Source organism: Acidovorax sp. SUPP3434 (assembly GCF_030159015.1).
Taxonomy (GTDB): Bacteria; Pseudomonadota; Gammaproteobacteria; order Burkholderiales; family Burkholderiaceae_C; genus Paracidovorax.
This window is the reverse complement of the sequence record NZ_BQXL01000001.1, coordinates 69,579-88,294: the sequence shown is the minus strand read 5'-3', so window position 1 is coordinate 88,294 and position 18,716 is coordinate 69,579. Positions and strand designations below refer to the sequence as shown.

The following is an 18,716-nucleotide window of genomic DNA, read 5'->3' as shown; positions in this document are numbered from 1 at the left end:
CTGACAGCCCTCGGCCTGGGCGATGGCCCGCCTCAGCGCTCGATCGTCTTGTTCCAGCGCGCGTTCCATGCGGGGCGGCTGGCGTTCACGCTGTCCCAGTCCAGCGTCACGGCGGTTTTCATCCACTGATTGATCTTGGCCACCTGCCCGGCACTCTCGCCCACGGCGGGGGCCTTGGGATTGGTGGGGATCTGCGCGCCGAACTGCAGCACATTGGCCTGCGCCAGCGGGCTCAGCAGAAACTCGGCGAGCTTTTGCGCCAGTTCCGGCTCGCTGTTCCTGGCGATCACGCACTGGGCGGTGAGCAGCACCACCGAGCCCTCCTTGGGCTGGGCGTATTCCACCGGAATGCCCTTGGTCTTGAGCGCCTCCACCGCGGTGGGCGTGAGCGGGAAGATCGCGGCCTCGCCCGTCTGCACCATCTCGGAAATCTTGGCCGAGCTGGGGATGTACTCCAGCACGTTCGGCCCGATGGTCTTGGCCCAGTTGCTGAAGCCCGGCTCCACGTTCTTGTCGTTGCCGCCCTGGATGCGGTTGAACATCAAAAAGCCGTGCAGCCCGAACGACGACGAAGGCATCGACTGGAACACCACCTTGCCCTTGTATTTGGGGTCGGCGAAGTCCATCCACGACGTGGGCGCCGCCCAGCCCTTCTCGGCGAACATCTTGGTGTTGTAGGCGATGCCGGTCATGCCCACGCTCACGCCGCTGGCCAGGTCGTCCTTGAAGCGCGTGGCGGGGTACAGGTCGGCCAGGTTGGGGTTGGGCCTTTGCTTTTCGCACAGGCCCATGCCCATGGCGCGCACCATGATGCCGTCGTCCAGGAACATCACGTGCATCTGTGGCCTGTCCTTGTTGGCCTGCGCCTTGGCCAGGATGTCGGAGGACGTGCCCGGCACCACCACGACTTTCACGCCATGCAGCTTCTCGAAGGCCGGGAAGACGTATTGCGTATAGGCCTTCTCCATGGTGCCGCCGTTCATGCCGATGTAGAGCGTCTTGGTCTGCGCGGCGGCCCCCGCGGCGAGGACTGCCAGCACGGCGGCAGCCCCCAGTGGGCGGCGCAGCGTGCGGGAGGAGCGGATGGCGAAGGTCATGGGTCTTTCCTTTCAGTGGGGAACGGAGGGGGCTGGGGTCGGTTCAGTCGGCGCGGCGCTCTGCGGCGGGCGGTCCGGCTCGGCCGCCGCTTGCATGCCGAAACGGTCGATGGCGAAGGCTTCGATGGGTGTGGTGCTGCGTCCGTCGCGCGCCAGTTCGGCCAGCACCTCGCCCACGGCGGGGCCGATCTGGAAACCCGCGCCGGCAAAGCCGAAGCCGTGGATCAACCCCGGCGTGGTGCGGCTCGCCGAAAGCACCGGCTGGCGATCGGGCAGGTAGCCCTCGGTGCCGCTCCAGGTGCGAATGAAGTGCGCGTTCTTCAGGGCAGGCAGCAGTTCCACCGCCTGCACGCCCAGCACGGCGATGGCGCTGCGCTCCGAACGGGCGCGATCGGCATCCACCGCAAAGCCCGATCCACCGCCCAGCACCAGATTGCCCCGCGCCACCTGGCGGCAGTAGATGCCGCCGCCCTCCACGCCCAGACTCCAGTGCATGAAGAACGGCAGCGGCTCGGTCACCGCCATGGCCGGATGGCCGGAATGCAGGGGCACCGCCTCGCCGAACTGCGCGGCCAGCGGCCCGGCCCAGGCGCCCGCGCAGTTGAGCAGCACCGGCGCGCGCACCTGCAGCGCGGTGCCCGAGCGCAGCGTGAACCGCTGCCCGTCGTGCGCGACCTCGCTCAGCGGGGTGCGCTCGAAAATCTGCGCGCCCGCGCGCCGGGCAGCCAGCGCGAACGCGGGCGACACGAGGCGCGGGTTGGCCTGCCCGTCGTCGGGGCAGAGCGACCCGCCCACGGCGCGCCCGCCCAGCCAGGGGCAACGCTCGCGCAGCGTGGCACCCGACACCAGTTGAATGCCGAGGCCGAAATCGCGGCTCAGGTCGGCGTATTGCTCCAGCGCAGCCATGTCGGCCTCGCTTCGCCCGATCTTGAAATGCCCGCTGCGCAGGTATTCGCCGTCGGTGCCGACCAGCTCGGGCAGGCGGGCCCAGATCCCGTGCGCGCGCTGGGCCAGCGGCAGTTGGCTCAAGGGCCGGCCCTGGCGGCGCACGCCGCCGTAGTTGACGCCGCTGGAGCGCGAGCCGCACAGGTCGCGCTCCAGCAGCACCACGGCCACGCCCCGGCGGCGCAGCGCCAGCGCAGCCGAGGCGCCGACGATGCCGCCACCCACGATGGCGACATCGGTGTCCACGGTGCGGATCGCTGTCGTATGGGCGGCGGTCATGCAGCGGGCTCCACGGCGCCGCCCTGCTCTGCAGCGCGGGCTTGCAGGTGAATCGGAATGGGCTTGATCGGCGCCTGCCCGCGCAGACGGCCCACCAGCTCCACCGGCCGGCCCGTGGCCTGCGCCAGTATTTCAGCGGCGGCCACGCCGCACATGCGGCCCTGGCAGCGGCCCATGCCCACGCGGGTCAGCGCCTTCAATCGGTTCATCTCGTCGGCCCCGGCATCGCGGGCGCAGGCCCGCAACTCGCCCGCAGTGACGTGCTCGCAGCGGCACACCACCACGTCGTCGGGCGCCTGCGCCGCCCATTGGATGGGAAAAGGAAACGCCCGCTCCAGCCCGCGCCGGAACCGCACCAGGCCCGCCAGTTGGCGCTCCAGGGTGGCAGCGCGGGCCGGGTCCACCGCCATGCCCAGGTCGGCCAGCAACGCCAGCGCGGCGCGTTCGCCCGCCCACTCGGCGGCGTCCGCCCCCAGAATGCCCGCGCCATCGCCCGCCAGGTACACGCCGGGCACGCTGGAGCGGCCTGCGCTGTCGCGCTCGGGCAGGTGGGCGCGCTGCAGGGGGGCCCAGGCGAAGCGGCAGCCCAGCAGGTCGGCCAGTTGCGTTTCGGACCGCAGGGCGTAGCCGAAGCCGACCGCGTCGCAGGGCACCGTGTGCTCCTGATGGCCGTCGCCCCAGACCACGCCCGCCACGCGCGCGGCATCGGCAGGGCCTTTGCCGCCCAGGATGCGAACGGGCTGCACGCCGGTGTGCACCGGCACGCCATGCGCGCGCAGCCAGCCCACGTAATACAGGCCCTTGGCCAGCACGGCCGGCTGCGCCAGCATGCCGGGCAGCGCGGCCCACTGGTCGGCGAAGCGCGCTGTGTCCAGCACGGCGGCCACATTCACGCCCGCGCTGGCGCCGGCTTTCGCATATTGGTAGGCCACCAGGTACAGCAGCGGGCCGGTGCCCATCAGCACCACGCTGCGCCCGATGGTGCAGCCCTGGAACTTGAGTGCGACCTGCGCGCCGCCCAGCGTGTACACCCCGGGCAGCGTCCAGCCTGGCAGAGGCAGCACGCGGTCGGTGGCGCCGCTGGCCACGATGAGCGGGCCGTGCGCCACCGAGCGCGTGGTCTGCGTGGGGCCGTGCAGCACGTCCAGCACGCCGCCGTGCGCGTTCCACACCAGGCTGTCGGGCTGGTAGTCGATGTGCCCGTGCAGGCCGTCCAGCGTGCCGTGCAGCGCGGTGGCGCGGGCGGCCTCGGTGCCGTACAGCGTGTGTGCGCTGCGCTCGAAATGGGCAGGCGGGCGGCGGTAGATCTGCCCGCCGCCGCGCGCGGCCTCGTCGATCAGCACGGGCCGCAGGCCGTGCGCGGCCAGGGTCTGCGCGGCGCGAATGCCGGCGGGGCCAGCGCCCACGATCACGGGGGGCAAGGGGTCGCGGGCGTTCGTGCTCATGCCGCGTCCTCGCCGGTGGTCAGGGCCATGCCCGCCACCACGAAGGTGGAGCAGGCGCGCAGGCGCTCGCCGGCGGCGGTCTGCACCCAGCAGTCCTGGCAGGCGCCCATCAAACAAAAGCCCGCGCGCGGCTCGTGGCTGAACTCGTTGCGGCGCAGCCGGGCGCGGTGGGTCAGGATGGCGGTCAGCACCGTGTCGCCCTGCAAGGCGGTGGCGGGCTCGCCGTCCAGGGTGAAGGGCACGGGCGCGCGGTGCGTTTCGGCCACGCGGTGCATCAGTGCGGCAGAGGTCGCAGCCATGGCGTTACTTGCGCCCTACCAGCACGCGGTCCAGGCCATAGACCCGGTCCAGCAGCACCATGGCGCAGGCGGTAAGGGCCACCATCAGCGCCGACACCGCGGCCATCAGCGGGTCGATCGATTCGGTGGCGTACATGTACATGCGCACCGGCAGCGTCACCGTGCTGGGCGAGGTCACGAAGATCGACATGGTCACCTCGTCGAAACTGTTGATGAAGGCCAGCAGCCAGCCCCCCGTCACGCCCGGCAGGATCATGGGCAGCGTGATGCGCGTGAACACCGTGGCCTGGCTCGCGCCCAGCGACAGCGCCGCGTGCTCGGCGCTGCGGTCGAAGCCCACCAGCGCCGCCACCACCAGCCGCAGCGTGTAGGGCGTGACGATGAGCGCATGCGCCGCCACCAGCCAGCCGAAGCTGCCCGTGCCGCCCGTCAGCGCGAACAGGCGCAGCAGCGCCACGCCCAGCACCAGGTGCGGAATGATCAGCGGCGACAGGAACAATCCGTTCAGGAACCCGCGCCCCGCGAACTCGTAGCGGATGATGGCGATGCCCGCAGGCACCGCCAGCACGGTCGCCAGCGTGGCCGAGGCCAGCGCCAGCCACAGGCTGTTCCAGAACGACTGCATGAAGTCCGGGTGCTCGAACACCGCCCTGAACCAGCGCAGCGAGAACTCGGTGGTCGGCAGCGTGAGCGTGTTGTGCGGCGTGAACGCCACGATGCACACCACCACCAGCGGGGCGAGCATGAAGGTGATGACCAGGGCGTTGAACGCCAAGGCGATGGGGCCGTTCTTGTTCATGGATCAGGACTCCCGCCGGGCCGCCCGAAGGCAGGCCTGCGCGCCCTTGGGGGGCAGCAAATGCACGAAGTGATGGAGCGTGGGGTTCGTCATGTTCAACCCAGCGCTTTCTTGTAGCGGCCCTCGACCAGGCGGTTGTAGCTCAGCATCACCACCAGATTGGCCACCAGCAGCGTGAGCGCGATCGCCGCGCCCAGCGGCCAGTTCAGTTCGTGCAGGTACTCGTCGTACACCACCGTGGCGACCATCTTGAGCCGCCGCCCGCCCAGCAGGCCGGGAATGGCGAACGAACTGGCCGCCAGCCCGAACACGATCAGGCTGCCCGACAAGATGCCCGGCATCACCTGCGGCAGCACGATGCGCCGCAGCGTGGTGAACGGCGTGGCCTGCAGCGACAGCGCGGCGTTCGCCACGCCCGGATCCAGCTTTTGCAGCGATGTCCACACCGGGATCACCATGAACGGCAGCATCACATGCACCAGCGCCACCACCACGGCGACCTCGGTGTAGAGCATCTTGAGCGGGCCGATGCCGAAGAGTTGCAGCGCACCGTTCACCAGCCCCTCGGGGCCCAGCAGCATGCTCCAGCCGAAGGCCCGCACCACCACCGACACCAGCAGCGGCGCCAGCACCACCAGCAGCAAGATCGAACGCCAGGGGTTGCCCATGCGGCTCAGGATGTAGGCCTCGGGTGCGCCGATGGCCACGCAAATCAGCGTGACCACGCCCGCGATCCAGAACGTGCGCCAGAAGATCGCGTGGTAGTACGAGTCGGTGAACACGTGCGCGTAGTGCTCCAGCGTGAACTCGCCCGCCTTCACGCCCGTGGCCGGGTCGAACGCGTTGAACGACAGCACCGCCGTGAGCGCCAGCGGCACCAGCAGCAGCACGGTGAACATCACCAGCGCCGGGCCCGACAGCCACCAGGGCGCGGCCCTCCTTTGCAGCGACGTGGCGGCCACGCTCATGGCGCCACCTCGGTCGCGGCGGCCTCGGTCTCCAGCTCGGCCAGAGCGGCCTCGTCGGCGGGCAGCAGGCGCATGCAGTGGTCGGGCCAATCCACACCCGTGCGCTCGCCCTCGGCCAGCGCGGCGCGGCCGTCGTTGGGCGCGAGCACCATCAGGTCGCCCACCGGCGTGGCGACGCGGTAGAGCCACTGGCTGCCCAGAAAGAACCGCTCGCACACCTCGCCGTCGAGCCGGCCCTGCACGGCGGGCACCAATTGGGCTTTTTCAGGGCGCACGCTCAGCAGCACGGCGGCGCCGGGACGAAAGCGCGGGCCATCCACCTCCACCGCCAGCGGGCCCACCGACACATGCGTGTGCGTGCCGTTGGCATGCGTCACCTTGCCGGGCAGCAGATTGGCCTTGCCCACGAAGGTGGAGATGAAGCGCGTGCGCGGGTGCTCGTACACGCGGTGGGGGTGGTCGATCTGGGTGGCGCGGCCGGCCTCCATCACCACCACGCGGTCGCTGATCGACATCGCCTCGCTCTGGTCGTGCGTGACCATGATCGTGGTGGTGCCCACCTTGCGCTGGATCTGCCGCAGCTCGAACTGCATCTCCTCGCGCAACTTGGCGTCGAGGTTGGACAAGGGCTCGTCCAGCAGCAGCACCGGCGGCTCGATCACCAAAGCACGCGCCAGGGCCACGCGCTGGCGTTGCCCGCCCGACAGCTCGCGCGGGTAGCGGGTGGCGTGCTGCTCCAGGTGCACCAGCGCCAGGGCGTGGGCCACGCGCTCGGCGCGTTCGGCCTTCGGAATCTTGCGCATCTCCAGGCCGAAGGCCACGTTGGCCGCCACCGTCATGTGCGGAAACAGCGCATAGCTTTGGAACACGATGCCCAGCCCGCGCGTGTTGGCCTTGGCATGGGTGATGTCTCGGCCGTCCAGCTCGATGCGCCCGCTGGTCACCGCCTCGAACCCCGCCACCATCTGCAGCGTGGTCGTCTTGCCGCAGCCCGAGGGGCCCAGCAACGAGACGAACTCCCCCTTTTGCACCGTGAGGTTCATGGCCGACACCGCACAGGTGCTGCCATAGAACTTGGTGATATCCGCGAGCTTGAGAAACGACATGGAAGAAGCCTTTCCGGGAGCTGCATCGCGCGGGCCGCCGGGCCCTGCCGATGCTTGCAAACCTGCTGTAGAGCGGCACCGGCCACTGCCTTCTTGCGCTGGTGCACCCGGGTGGTGCGCCAGCCGCGCAAAGTCGAAGCAGCCACTGATTTCAATTCACTCTATTGCAATAAACAAACCAAGGCACTTCTGGTATTCCATTAATCAGAACTTTTCTTGAATTTATTCCATTCAATGAAATATCATCCCGATCCATTGAACCCAAAATTCCACAGGAGCGATGCATGCAAGCACCAGCCACCGCCACGGGCGGCGTCCCCCGCGTGTTCGCGGTCATCCGGGCCTTGTCGGCCGTGCAGGCCGAGGGCGGCCGGGTCACCCAATTGGCGCGCGCGGTCGGCCTCACGCAGGGCACCACGCACCGTTTGCTGCAATCGCTGGTGGCCGAAGGCATGGCCGAGCAGGACGAGCGCACCAAGCTGTACCGCCTGAGCATGGATTTCTTCGCCCTGGCCGCCAAAGCCGGCAACCCCGGCGACCTGCGCAGCCTGTGCCGGCCCGTGCTGCTGCGCCTGTGCGCCAGCCTGGGCGACAGCATCTTTCTGCTGGTGCGCAGCGGCTTCGACGCCGTGTGCCTGGACCGCAGCGAAGGCCCCTTCCCCATCCGCTCCTTCACCGGCGACATCGGCGGCCGCGTGGCCCTGGGCGTGGGCCAGGGCGCGCTGGCCATCCTGGCCTTTCTGCCCGAGGCCGAGCGGGAAGAAGTGATCCGCTTCAACCTCTCGCGCGTGCGGGAGTACGGCGTGTTCGACGAGGTGTACCTGCGCACCGAAATCGAGCGCGTGCGCCAGCTGGGCTATGCCGGGCGCAACACGGGCTTGCTGGAAGGCATGGCCGGCGTGGCCGTGCCCATCTGCGACCGGGAAGGCCGGGCCGTGGCCGCCCTGAGCGTGGGCACCATCGCCGACCGGCTCAATACCGACCGCATGCCGACCGTGGTCGAGTTGCTCAAGCGCGAGGCGGCGGCCATCGGGCCGAAGATCAACCCGTTCGATGCCACGCTGCGGCGGCCGGCGCAGAGTCTGGCGAGTTCGCCGGCCGAGCAGCAGTTCGTGCCCGGGGCGGACCGTTCAGCCGGCGTGGGCGCATCCGACTGACCGGCTCAGGCCCGTCGAAACGGATCACCAAGCATCGCATTCCACAAAAATTCGCGGTGCAGAGCGCCTGGCCCCCACCTGCCCGCCTCAGGCGGCGAAATGATTGCAGAGGAAATCCACGAAGGCGGTGACCTTGGGGCTCACGAGCCGGCGTGACGCGTGCAGCACCCAGCCTTCGGGCTGAGCCCCCTGCACCACGCCCCACTCGACGATGCGCCCGGCGGCCAGGTCCGGCGCCACGGCGGTCCGGGGCACCAGGGCCGGGCCTGCGCCCGCGAGCACCGCGTTTCGGATGAGCAGCGGGGTCGAGTAGCGCAACAGCGGCTTGGGCAGGTACGTGCGCACGCTGCCGGCCTGGTCGACCACCGTCCAGGGCTTCGCCACGGTGCGGCCCGTGCGCATGACCGCCGGGAGTTCGATGCCGCCACCGGGTGCTGCGGCATTCGCTGGCGGCAGGGGCCAGTCCGGCGGCGCGACCAGCAGCAACTGATCGCGCAAAAAGCAGCGGCCGACCAGCGTGTCGTCCGGCCGCGGATTGAAGCGCACGACGATGTCGTACCCGTCGCCCACCAGATCGACGAGGCGGTCTTCCGCCGTGACCTCCAGCCGCACCTCGGGGTGCGCGCGCAAAAATGCCGCGCCCAGTTGTCCCATCGCCACGTGCGCGAACAGCAGCGGTGTGCTGACGCGCAGCACGCCGCGCGGCCGGCCGATGCCGGACTTCAGCTCATCGACCACCTGCGTGATCTCGCCGAAAGGATCGGCCGTGCGCGAATGCAAGATGGCGCCCTCCGGCGTCAATTGCAATTTGCGGGTGCCCCGCTCGACGAGGCGCACGCCCAGGGCATCCTCCAGCGCCCGCACGCGTCGGGACAGCGTGGCCTTCGGCACGCCGCTGGCGCGGCTGGCGCTGCCGAACCCGCCGTGGGTCGCTACCCGGTTGAAGTCGGCCAATGCCGTGATGTCGATGTTTTGTTCCATTGATGAGACGCCATGTCCATGTTTCCTGGACTATGCACCATTAATGAGCCACTGAACAATCACGGCGTGGGCAAGCACTGGCCGCCAACCGGCCCGCTTCACCGCCCGCTCCCATCACCCCATCAGCAAGGAATGCCCCCATGAAAGCAGTACGGTTTCACCAATACGGTGGCCCAGAGGTTCTGGCCATCGAAGACATCGCGAAGCCCGCGCCTGGCCCCGGCCAGGTGCGCATCGCGGTCAAGGCGGCAGGCGTCAATCCGATCGACTGGAAACTGCGAGCCGGCTACATGCACGCGATGATGCCCATCGCCATGCCCGCCGGCAGCGGGTTCGACGCGGCAGGCATCGTCGATGCCGTGGGCGAAGGCGTGTCCGGCGTGGCCGTGGGCGACGCCGTCTTCGGCAAGGGCATCGACACGATGGCCGAATACGCCGTCCTGCAGGAATGGGCCGCGAAGCCGCAGGGCCTGTCTTTCGAAGAAGCCGCAGGCTACGCGGTCGCGGTCGAAACGGCCACGCGCATCATTGCCGAAGTGGGCGTGAAGCCGGGCGAGACGCTCCTGGTCAGCGGCGCCGCCGGGGGCGTGGGATCGGCCGTGATCCAGCTGGCCAAAGCCGCCGGCATCCGCACGATCGGCACCGCCAGCGCCGCCAAGCACGACTACCTGCGCTCGCTGGGCGCCACCCCGACGACCTACGGGCCCGGGCTGGCCGATCGCGTGGCCGCACTGACGCCGCAAGGCGTGCAAGCCGCACTCGACATTGCCGGCTCTGGCGTCATTCCGGAACTGGTAGCGATCACCGGCGATGCATCGAAAGTGCTGTCGATCTCCGACCTGTCGGCCCCGCAACACGGCGCCAAAACCTCGTTCGAACCCATGGACGCGGCCCTGGCCAACAAGGCGCTGGCGGGTGCGGCATCGCTGTTCAACGCCGGCGCATTCCAATTGCCCGTCGAGCAAACCTTTCCGCTCAACCGCATCGCCGCCGCGCATGAACTCAGCGCGCAAGGCCACGTGACCGGACGGCTCGTCATCACCATGAACTGACGGATCGGAGGCCGGGCCCTCACGGCCTGGCCTCTTTCAACCCCATCGATTTCCCCAGCGGCGCCTGGAAGGCTGCGTGCGGAATCCAATGACCGTCAACCTCCACCTTCAACCGTCAGGCAACAAGGCCACACCATGGACATCAGCAACAACACCGTCCTGATCACCGGCGGTTCGTCCGGCATCGGGCTGGAACTGGCGAAGCAGCTTCTGCACCTCGGCAACACCGTGATCGTCACCGGCCGCAACCCCACCAAGCTGGCGGCCGTGAGCCGCTCGCTAACCGGCATCCACACCCGGGTTTGCGACGTGGGCGACCCCGCGTCCATCCGCGCGATGCACCAGACGCTGCCCCAGGAGTTTCCGGCACTGAACGTTGTCATCCACTGCGCCGGCATCATGCGAAAGATCAATCTCCAGAGCCCCACGGACGATCTGCAAGCCCTGACCCAGGAAGTCGAAACGAATCTGAAAGGCACCCTCTGGGTCAACCAGATGTTCCTGCCCCACCTGAAAAGCAGCCACGCGCGGCGATCGTCAATGTGTCTTCGGGGTTGGCCTTCGTGCCCATGGCCATCGCGCCCATCTACTGCGCGACCAAGGCGGGCCTGCATGCCTATACACGGTCGCTGCGACTGCAGCTCAAACGCACCCGCGTGCAGGTCTTCGAACTGGCGCCACCAGGCACGGACACGTCGCTGTTCTCGGGCGATTTCACGAAGGAAGATGTGGGCGGCGTCACCCCGATGCCGGTCGAAACCCTGGTGAAACATGCCTTGGCCGGGCTGCGGAAAGACAAGCTCGAGATTCGGCCGGGGTTGAGCAACGTCTTGAAGATCGCATCGCGCATCGCACCGAATTTCATGTTCGCGCAGTTGGGCAAGTCGGTGGATTTGATGCGGGACCATTGAGCCGGGCGAGCGATCTTTGCCGCCAATGTGTTCAACGGCGCGGCCAGGGCCTTTCCCGTCCACCCGTCAGACAGCGTTCGACTTCGGTGATGGACCGCCGCCCCTCTCACGCCAATCTGGCTGCGGCCCAGGCCGGGTATAGCCCCACACCCGAATGACTCCCGCTTCCACGGAATAGGGAATGCCGTGGCGCTTGAGGACCTCTTGCAGCCACTGTGCCGAGGCCGCTTGAAGCTCGATCCACTCCCACTCAGCGACCGGATGAAGGTGGTAATAGAACTCGCCGTCCCATGCAGTACAGAACCCCGGTGGTGCGAAAACGCTGCGGCCCCGGAACTGGGGATGCTGCTCGACCGGTGCCGCGAGCATCTCCGCACGCAGCTCCGCCCATTTGGTGTGATTGAGCGCCGGATACAGCTCCCCGCGCTGGACCATGGCTGACAAGCGCTTCATGTCTTCATCGGTTGGGCGAGGCATTGCCTTGCTATCCCATTTGCACAGACGGGTCACATGGCCCTCCAAAATTTCCATCGTTCAGTCCAGTCGCAGGCAACGATGCACGCCACGATAACGACGCCTGCAGCAGGTCCGGGTTTCTATCGCTGCGCGCCAACTCAAAGGCTGCCTCACACGCTCACCGAGCCCCTGAACCCTCGGGCAGCGTAGTAAGACTCGGCCCCGTTGTGGTACACGAAGACCCTGCCATAACGCCTGTCGCAAAACAGCGCACCGCCGAGTTGTCTGATTTCCGGCGGCGTGGCAACCCAGCTGGACGTCTTGCGGTCGAACTCCCCGAACTGCTGAAGCGTCCGGTATTGGTCCTCCGTCAACAGCGAAATCCCCATGGCAGCGGCCACGTCCTCCGCGTTGCTCTCTGGCTTGTTCTGCTTGCGGGCATTCCATGCCGCTGCGTCATAGCAGAGGCTCCTGCGACCCTGGGGGCTTTCAGCGGCGCAGTCGCAGAAAACGCAGGCGCCAGTGGCATCCGCTGTTCCGATGACATCGGGTTCGCCTCCTGTGGCCTCCATGGCGTGGAGCGCCTTCAGCTTTTCGGGGTTGCTTTGCAAACGCGCATGGACGTGGGCCCAATCGACACCGGGGTGCCTGTGAGTGTTCTGCTGGAACCGCTGCTGCAATGCTTCGAGGATGAGGTCGCCCTGGTCTGTTTTCACGTCGCTCCACTCCTGTTTGAACATCATTTTTGCCAGCCGATGCGTGCATGAGGTCTGAACGTCTGCTGACCTCGTGTTGATTCTGCTTGACCTTGCAACGGCTCAATGCACCCGAAGCACCTCAAACTGCTGCCGGCTCGGAGCGAGCTGTATCGACACTTCATCCCCCTCGCATTTACCCAGCATGGCCTTGCCCAAAGGGGCTTCGCAGCTGATGACCTGAACGAGCTGACCGCCGCTGACCAACTTCATGCTGCCCCCATCCGGGCCGAGAAAGATCTGCTGCTCCTTGTCGTCGGAATCGACCAGGCAGACCAGCGCGCCGAGCTGTATGCCTTTGCTGGCGTCGTAGGGGCGCGGGCGGAATTGGCGCCAATGGGCCAGCGCCTGGCGGATGGCTTCGGCGCGCCGAGCCTGGCCGGTCGCCAGATAGGCGGCTTCAAGCCCCAAGGTGTCGTATTTGTTCTCGGCGATGTTTTCTTCGTGGGTCGCCGTTTCATGGGCCGCCCGCATTGCCTGCTCGGTTTGCAGCAGGTCTTGTGCGAGCCGTTCCAAAACCTGCTGCTGCAGCAAAAATTTATCCATGATCAAAGTGAGGCATGTCGAACGAGCGGTGGGCAGGTCTTGATTGTGAAGGGCTCCAACAGCCGTCGAACGCTTTCGTTGGCCGCGGGGTAATTTCAGCGGTGGCAGCGATGCCGCAGCTCAAGCGGCTAAGCCATTGGCAGAATTGACCAACCACCGGCCGACACTTGGCATTGGCCCCATTCAGGGGACTCCATCAACAAAAGACGCTCGTTTAGAGTGACGGATATGCACCCTGACCCCCTTGCCTGGTGGCATTCTGAGTTCGGCGAGATTGCGCCTCGTGGGCATCTTCTGCGTCGCGCTCTCAGCGCGCAATGGGTGCGGTTTCATTCACTTCCTGAATCGAAGCGGTACGCAGCGTCGCTGGAGGAATACGCCGAAGTTGAACATCGACATTGTGTCGTCGCATCAGCGCTCTTCAGCGCCAACGAGCCCTTGTATGTCTTTCGTGCGCTTGGCGAGGAAGCCAGGCTGCGTGGAAAGGCCAAGCATCAGCTTGCCGGGCGCCAATTCAGAGAGTCCGTTGCTGTGATGCAGCCCGAAAGTCTTGGGCAGGACGAAGAGGATCGAATGTATGTCCGGGCTTTGGTTTCCCACTGGAAACCCGATTTTTTCGAAGCTGCGATTCGCCTACTCGCAGACTGGAAAGTGGTGGGCATCTCGTTTGTTTCTCCGGCGACAAAAAACATTTTCTGTCCCTACGACGGTGGGATGGACGTCTTCACGCACTCCATCGCACCCGAAGAGCTTCGCGCCCGCTTTACGGACTGGCTATAGCCCCGTCCGGACGGTCTATGAACGACGGCTTGGGGCCAAAGCGAACATCCGTCTCAACCGAAATTGGCCATACGTGACAGACCTTGAAACCGCTAATCATTCAGGCCAATCTAACTTCTTACATTAACTCCCCCACTCTCCCCCACCACCCAATCCCTGAACGCCTTCACCAACGGTGCCTCCGCCCGCGCCTCCGGATACACCAAGTAATACGCATCGCCACTGGTCAGCACGGTATCCGACAACTCCACCAGGCTCCCCGTCGCCAGCTCCGGCTCGATCAAGAACCGCGGCAGCAGCGCCGCCCCCAGCCCCGACACCGCCGCCTGCGCAATCATGGCGAACTGCTCGTGCCGTGGCCCGCGCAGCGCCAGGCTGGTGGGGGCGCCCACCAATTCGAACCATTCCGACCACTGCGTGGGCCGCGTGCTTTGCTGCAGCAGCACCACGCGCGCCAGGTCTTGCGGGGTGTGGATGCCGTGCTGGCTTTGGTAGCCGGGGCTGCACACCGGCACTACTTCTTCGTGCATGAGGTATTCGCACACCGCGCCGGCCCAGTGGGGCGTGCCGAAGTGGATGGCGGCGTCGAACGGGGTGCCCGCAAAGTCGAACGGCTCGGAGCGCGCCGCAAAATTGACCGTCACCTCCGGATGCAGCGCCATGAAGCCGCCCAGGCGCGGGATGAGCCAGCGAGTGCCCAGGGTGGGCAGCACGGCCAGGTTGAGCAGGCCGTCGGTGCTGCTGAAGGCCATGGCCTTTTGCGTGATGGCCGACAGCTGCTGCAGCACGCCCTGCAAGTCGGCGGCGTAGACGCGGCCGGCGTCGGTGAGCACCACGCGCTGGCGCACGCGGTGGAACAGGGCGGTGCCCAGCTGCGCCTCCAGCTGGCGGATCTGGCGCGAGACGGCGCTCTGGGTCAGGTGCAGTTCTTCGGCCGCGCGCGACACGCTGTGGTGGCGGGCGGCGGCTTCGAAGGCCAGCAGGTCGGCCATGGAGGGGAGAAAGGCGCGGCGCAGTAAGGTCATGCTTCAAGGGAATGACTCTGCGCGGGGCATTGCCGGCCAGCGCAGATTTGACTAGGGCAAGGGTTTTTACCAACCCTGGACTTGATTCCATTTTTACATCAAGTCGTTCCGTTATTTTGCTATGCAGGCGGGCGCGATTGGGGGATATTGGCGCACGCTTTCCTGCTTCTTTTCTTTGTCGCGTTTTACCGTTCTTGTTTTTTGACTGCGAGCACTACCGCCATGTCTGCCAACGCCGCCAACCCATCCGTCCCCGCCACGCACGCCCCTGCCGTCTCGGCGGAGGTCGATCAACTGCTGCAACGCCTGGGCGTGCCGCGCACGGCCTACACAGGCGGCAGCCTGCCGGTGCGCTCGCCCATCACGGGCGAGGCGATCGGCGCGGTGGCGCAGCACAGCGCGGCCGAGGCCACGGCGGCCATCGGGCGGGCGCATGCGGCCTTCCAAAGCTGGCGCAATGTGCCGGCTCCGCGCCGGGGCGAACTGGTGCGCCTGCTGGGCGAAGAGCTGCGCGCGGCCAAGGCCGACCTGGGCCTGCTGGTAACCATCGAGGCGGGCAAGGTGCCGTCCGAGGGGCTGGGCGAAGTGCAGGAGATGATCGACATCTGCGACTTCGCCGTGGGCCTGTCGCGCCAGCTCTACGGCCTGACGATCGCCACCGAGCGCCCCGGCCACCGCATGATGGAAACGTGGCACCCGCTGGGCGTGTGCGGCGTGATCTCGGCGTTCAATTTTCCCGTGGCGGTGTGGTCGTGGAATGCGGCGCTGGCGCTGGTGTGCGGCGATCCGGTGGTGTGGAAGCCGTCGGAAAAAACCCCGCTCACCGCGCTGGCCACGCACGCGATCGCGCAGCGCGCCATCGCCCGCTTCGGCGCCGATGCGCCCGCGGGCCTGCTGGAGCTGATCATCGGCCAACGCGACCTGGGCGAGGTGCTGGTGGATGACGCTCGCGTGCCGGTGCTGTCGGCCACGGGCTCCACCGCCATGGGCCGGGCCGTGGGCCTGCGCCTGGCCGCCCGCTTTGCGCGCGGCATCCTGGAGCTGGGCGGCAACAACGCGGCCGTCGTGGCGCCCACGGCCGACCTGGGGCTGGCGCTGCGCGGCATCGCCTTCGCGGCCATGGGCACGGCGGGCCAGCGCTGCACCACGCTGCGCCGGCTGTTCGTGCACGAGAGCATCTACGACCAGCTGGTGCCCCAGCTCGCCAAGGTGTATGCCAGCGTGCAGGTGGGAGACCCGCGCACACCCGGCACGCTGGTGGGTCCGCTGATCGACCGGCCGGCCTTCGAGGGCATGCAGAAGGCGCTGGCGCAAAGCCGCGCGCTGGGCGCCACGGTGCACGGTGGCGACCGGGTGGAGGGCATTGCGGGCAGCGAGGCGTATTACGTGCGCCCGGCGCTGGTGGAGCTGCCAAAGCACGAAGGCCCGGCGCTGCATGAAACCTTCGCGCCCATCCTGTACGTGGTGCGCTACGGCACGCTGGAGGAGGCCATCGCCATGAACAACGCGGTGGGCGCGGGCCTGTCGTCGTCGATCTTCACGCTGAACGTGCGCGAGGCTGAGCAGTTCATGTCGGCCGCGGGGTCGGACTGCGGCATTGCCAACGTGAACATCGGCCCGAGCGGCGCCGAGATCGGCGGGGCCTTCGGCGGCGAGAAGGAGACCGGCGGCGGCCGCGAGGCGGGGTCGGACAGCTGGAAGGCCTACATGCGCCGCGCGACCAACACCATCAACTACTCCACCGCTCTGCCACTGGCGCAGGGCGTGACCTTCGACATCGCCGATTGAGCGATCGGCCGCGGCGCACTAGATCCCCGCCGCCGCGCCCCCCCGGCCTGGCCCCAACGGGCCAGGCCCATTCACACAGGAGACAAGCACCCATGGCATTCCCCCTCAAGGCCCTGGCTGGCGCGGCCACGGCCGCTGCGGCCTTTTTCTGGTGCGGCGCAGCCGCCGCGCAGGCGTCCGCACCGCCCGCCAACCCATCGGCGCAGCAGCCCACGCTGGAGAAGATCAAGGCCGCCGGCAAGGTGGTGCTGGGGGTGCGCGAGGCCTCGCCGCCCATGGCCTACGCCCTGGGCGCGAACGAGAAGTTCGTGGGTTACCACGTGGAGCTGTGCGAGCGCGTGATGAAGGAGATCGCGCCGCAGGCCCGCCTCGAATACATGGCGGTGACGGCGCAGAACACGCTGGCGCTGGTGCAGAACGGCACCATCGACATCGGCTGCGGGCCCACCACCAACAACACGGCGCGCCAGCAGCAGGTGGCCTTTGCCGTGACCACCTACGTGAGCGAGGTGCGCATGGCGGTGCGCGCGGATTCGGATTTGAACTCGGTCAGCCAACTGGGCGGGCGCACCGTGGCCGCTTCGGCCGGTACCACCGCCGTGCAGATGCTGCGCAAGCAGGAGCGCGCGCTGGGCGCCCCCATCAAGACGCTGCTGGGCAAGGACCACCAGGAGAGCTTTTTGCTGATGGAGTCGGGCCGCGCCGATGCCTTCGTGCTGGACGACAACCTGCTGGCGGGCGCCATTGCCACCTCCAAGGACCCGGCGGCCTACCGCATTGCGGGTGAGCCGATGGGATCGGAGCCGATCGCGCTGCTGTTCCGCAAGGACGACCCCGCGTTCAAGGCCGGGGTGGACGGCGTGCTGGTGCGGCTGATGCAGACCGGCGAGCTGGAAAAGATCTACGCCAAGTGGTTCACCAGCCCCATCCCGCCGCGCAACCTGAGCCTGAACCTGCCCATGAGCGGCACGCTGCGGCAACTGATCGCGGCGCCCAACGACAAGCCGCTGGAGGCCTACCTCAAATGACCGCCACCCTGCCCACCGCCCTTGCCAATGGCACAGCCCCGCCTGGCGCGTTCACGCCCGCGCGGCGCATCGCGGCGCTGGGCGTGTCGCCCATCCTGCGCATCACGGACCACGCCAACGCGCTCAAGCGCTCGGGCCGGCCGGTGATCGTGCTGGGCGCGGGCGAGCCCGACTTCGACACGCCCGACCACATCCTGGAGGCGGCGCGCCGGGCGCTGGCGCGCGGAGAGACCCGCTACACGGTGCTGGACGGCAGCCCGGCGATGAAGGAGGCGGTGCGCGAGAAGTTCCGGCGCGACAACGGCCTGGACTTCGCCCTGGACGAGATCACTGTGGGCACGGGGGCCAAGCAGGTGCTCTACAACGCGTTCATGGCCACGCTGGACCCGGGCGACGAGGTGATCCTGCCCGCGCCCTACTGGTCGTCGTATGCGGACGTGGTGACGATCGCGGGCGGCGTGCCGGTCACCGTGCCGTGCACCGAGGCGGACGGCTTCCGGCTGGTGCCGGCCGCGCTGGAGGCTGCCATCACGCCGCGCACGCGCTGGCTGCTGCTCAACTCGCCCTCCAACCCCACCGGGGCCGCCTACACCGCCGCGCAACTGCGCCCGCTGCTGGACGTGCTGCTGCGCCACCCGCAGGTGTGGCTGCTGTCGGACGACATCTACGAGCACATCCTGTATAACGGCGCGGCCTTCGCCACGCCGGCCGCGCTGGAGCCGCGCCTGAAAAACCGCTGCCTCACGGTGAACGGCGTGTCCAAGGCCTACGCGATGACGGGCTGGCGCATCGGCTTTGCCGGCGGCCCGCGCGAGTTGATCGCCGCCATGGCGGTGGTGCAGAGCCAATGCACCTCGTGCCCCTCCTCCATCAGCCAGGCGGCGGCCATCGAGGCGCTGACCGGGCCGCAGGCCATCGTGGCCGAGCGCTGCGCGGACTTCCAGGCCCGACGCGATTTCGTGGTGCAGGCGCTGAATCAGGCGCCCGGCCTGCGCTGCCGCACGCCCGAGGGCGCGTTCTACACCTATGCCAGTTGCGCCGGCACGCTGGGCCGCACCACGCCGGGCGGAGCGCTGCTCAAGACCGACGTGGATTTTTGCCAGTACCTGCTGGCCGAGTACGAGGTGGCCGTGGTACCGGGCACGTATTTCGGTCTGGCGCCGTACTTTCGCATCTCGTACGCTACCTCGATGGCACAGCTGCAGACGGCCTGCCAGCGCATCCAGGACGCCTGCGCGGCGCTGCGGTGAGCCGGCCCGCCATGTTTCCATTCCTTCAACGCCCTTGATCGACGCCTTC

At 67.8% G+C, this 18,716-nt stretch carries 18 protein-coding genes and 1 pseudogene; 7 read left to right on the top strand and 12 right to left on the bottom strand.

Annotated features, from left to right (window positions below; genetic code table 11):
- Window positions 1-32: 32 nt before the first annotated feature.
- From AVKW3434_RS00400 to AVKW3434_RS00370, 7 genes are all read right to left on the bottom strand, one after another.
- A complete protein-coding gene (locus AVKW3434_RS00400; protein WP_284403453.1) occupies window positions 33-1,097 on the bottom strand; it encodes an ABC transporter substrate-binding protein in 1,065 nt (354 codons plus the stop codon).
- A 12-nt stretch (window positions 1,098-1,109) separates the two neighbouring features.
- On the bottom strand, window positions 1,110-2,321 hold the full coding sequence (locus AVKW3434_RS00395; RefSeq protein ID WP_284403452.1) for an NAD(P)/FAD-dependent oxidoreductase: 1,212 nt from the start codon (window positions 2,319-2,321) through the stop codon (window positions 1,110-1,112).
- A complete protein-coding gene (locus tag AVKW3434_RS00390; RefSeq protein WP_284403450.1) occupies window positions 2,318-3,766 on the bottom strand; it encodes an NAD(P)/FAD-dependent oxidoreductase in 1,449 nt (482 codons plus the stop codon). The genes AVKW3434_RS00395 and AVKW3434_RS00390 overlap by 4 nt, the downstream gene beginning before the upstream one ends.
- On the bottom strand, window positions 3,763-4,065 hold the full coding sequence (locus AVKW3434_RS00385; RefSeq protein WP_284403449.1) for a (2Fe-2S)-binding protein: 303 nt from the start codon (window positions 4,063-4,065) through the stop codon (window positions 3,763-3,765). Before AVKW3434_RS00385 ends, AVKW3434_RS00390 begins: the two co-directional genes overlap by 4 nt.
- A gap of 4 nt (window positions 4,066-4,069) precedes the next feature.
- A complete protein-coding gene (locus tag AVKW3434_RS00380) occupies window positions 4,070-4,864 on the bottom strand; it encodes an ABC transporter permease (protein ID WP_284403447.1) in 795 nt (264 codons plus the stop codon).
- A gap of 95 nt (window positions 4,865-4,959) precedes the next feature.
- Entirely contained in the window at window positions 4,960-5,832 is an 873-nt protein-coding gene (locus tag AVKW3434_RS00375) for an ABC transporter permease (protein ID WP_284402600.1), read from the bottom strand.
- The gene (locus tag AVKW3434_RS00370; protein ID WP_284403445.1) at window positions 5,829-6,938 is read right to left on the bottom strand and encodes an ABC transporter ATP-binding protein; all 1,110 of its coding nucleotides are present in this window, start codon (window positions 6,936-6,938) and stop codon (window positions 5,829-5,831) included. The genes AVKW3434_RS00375 and AVKW3434_RS00370 overlap by 4 nt, the downstream gene beginning before the upstream one ends.
- Window positions 6,939-7,222: 284 nt before the next feature.
- Between AVKW3434_RS00370 and AVKW3434_RS00365 the strand changes: the two genes are divergently transcribed.
- The gene (locus AVKW3434_RS00365; protein WP_284403442.1) at window positions 7,223-8,095 is read left to right on the top strand and encodes an IclR family transcriptional regulator; all 873 of its coding nucleotides are present in this window, start codon (window positions 7,223-7,225) and stop codon (window positions 8,093-8,095) included.
- Window positions 8,096-8,182: 87 nt separating this feature from the next.
- On the opposite strand, the gene AVKW3434_RS00360 is transcribed toward AVKW3434_RS00365, so the two are convergent.
- Window positions 8,183-9,076: a LysR family transcriptional regulator gene (locus AVKW3434_RS00360; protein WP_284403440.1), complete on the bottom strand. Its 894-nt coding sequence runs from the start codon at window positions 9,074-9,076 to the stop codon at window positions 8,183-8,185.
- A 140-nt stretch (window positions 9,077-9,216) separates the two neighbouring features.
- Here AVKW3434_RS00360 and AVKW3434_RS00355 point away from each other — a divergent pair, with 140 nt between their 5' ends.
- Window positions 9,217-10,128, top strand: a complete 912-nt coding sequence (locus AVKW3434_RS00355; RefSeq protein ID WP_284403438.1) for an NADP-dependent oxidoreductase — start codon at window positions 9,217-9,219, stop codon at window positions 10,126-10,128.
- Between the two features lie 135 nt (window positions 10,129-10,263).
- Window positions 10,264-11,039, top strand: a pseudogene (locus tag AVKW3434_RS24200) (SDR family oxidoreductase).
- Window positions 11,040-11,105: 66 nt separating this feature from the next.
- On the opposite strand, the gene AVKW3434_RS00340 reads toward AVKW3434_RS24200, so the two are convergent.
- The 3 genes from AVKW3434_RS00340 to AVKW3434_RS00330 form a co-directional block, all read right to left on the bottom strand.
- Window positions 11,106-11,570 carry a DUF6678 family protein gene (locus AVKW3434_RS00340; RefSeq protein WP_284403433.1) on the bottom strand — a complete coding sequence of 155 codons (465 nt, stop codon included), beginning with the start codon at window positions 11,568-11,570 and terminating at the stop codon, window positions 11,106-11,108.
- A 95-nt stretch (window positions 11,571-11,665) separates the two neighbouring features.
- Complete coding sequence (locus AVKW3434_RS00335) at window positions 11,666-12,238, bottom strand: DUF4256 domain-containing protein (RefSeq protein ID WP_284403432.1); 573 nt, start codon at window positions 12,236-12,238, stop codon at window positions 11,666-11,668.
- 75 nt (window positions 12,239-12,313) lie between these two features.
- A complete protein-coding gene (locus AVKW3434_RS00330; RefSeq protein ID WP_284403431.1) occupies window positions 12,314-12,796 on the bottom strand; it encodes a GreA/GreB family elongation factor in 483 nt (160 codons plus the stop codon).
- A gap of 228 nt (window positions 12,797-13,024) precedes the next feature.
- On the opposite strand from AVKW3434_RS00330, the gene AVKW3434_RS00325 reads away from it, so the two are divergent.
- Window positions 13,025-13,576, top strand: a complete 552-nt coding sequence (locus AVKW3434_RS00325) for a DUF3885 domain-containing protein (protein ID WP_284403429.1) — start codon at window positions 13,025-13,027, stop codon at window positions 13,574-13,576.
- Window positions 13,577-13,686: 110 nt separating this feature from the next.
- Here AVKW3434_RS00325 and AVKW3434_RS00320 read toward each other — a convergent pair whose 3' ends face one another.
- Window positions 13,687-14,601: a LysR family transcriptional regulator gene (locus AVKW3434_RS00320; RefSeq protein ID WP_284403427.1), complete on the bottom strand. Its 915-nt coding sequence runs from the start codon at window positions 14,599-14,601 to the stop codon at window positions 13,687-13,689.
- 222 nt (window positions 14,602-14,823) lie between these two features.
- Here AVKW3434_RS00320 and amaB point away from each other — a divergent pair, with 222 nt between their 5' ends.
- The 3 genes from amaB to AVKW3434_RS00305 all read left to right on the top strand — a co-directional run bounded on the left by amaB (window position 14,824) and on the right by AVKW3434_RS00305 (window position 18,667).
- Window positions 14,824-16,389 carry an L-piperidine-6-carboxylate dehydrogenase gene (gene amaB / locus AVKW3434_RS00315; protein ID WP_284403425.1) on the top strand — a complete coding sequence of 522 codons (1,566 nt, stop codon included), beginning with the start codon at window positions 14,824-14,826 and terminating at the stop codon, window positions 16,387-16,389.
- A 92-nt stretch (window positions 16,390-16,481) separates the two neighbouring features.
- The gene (locus AVKW3434_RS00310) at window positions 16,482-17,417 is read left to right on the top strand and encodes an amino acid ABC transporter substrate-binding protein (RefSeq protein ID WP_284399537.1); all 936 of its coding nucleotides are present in this window, start codon (window positions 16,482-16,484) and stop codon (window positions 17,415-17,417) included.
- Window positions 17,414-18,667, top strand: coding sequence for a pyridoxal phosphate-dependent aminotransferase (locus tag AVKW3434_RS00305; protein ID WP_284403422.1), 1,254 nt, complete (start codon window positions 17,414-17,416; stop codon window positions 18,665-18,667). Before AVKW3434_RS00310 ends, AVKW3434_RS00305 begins: the two co-directional genes overlap by 4 nt.
- Window positions 18,668-18,716: the final 49 nt, after the last annotated feature.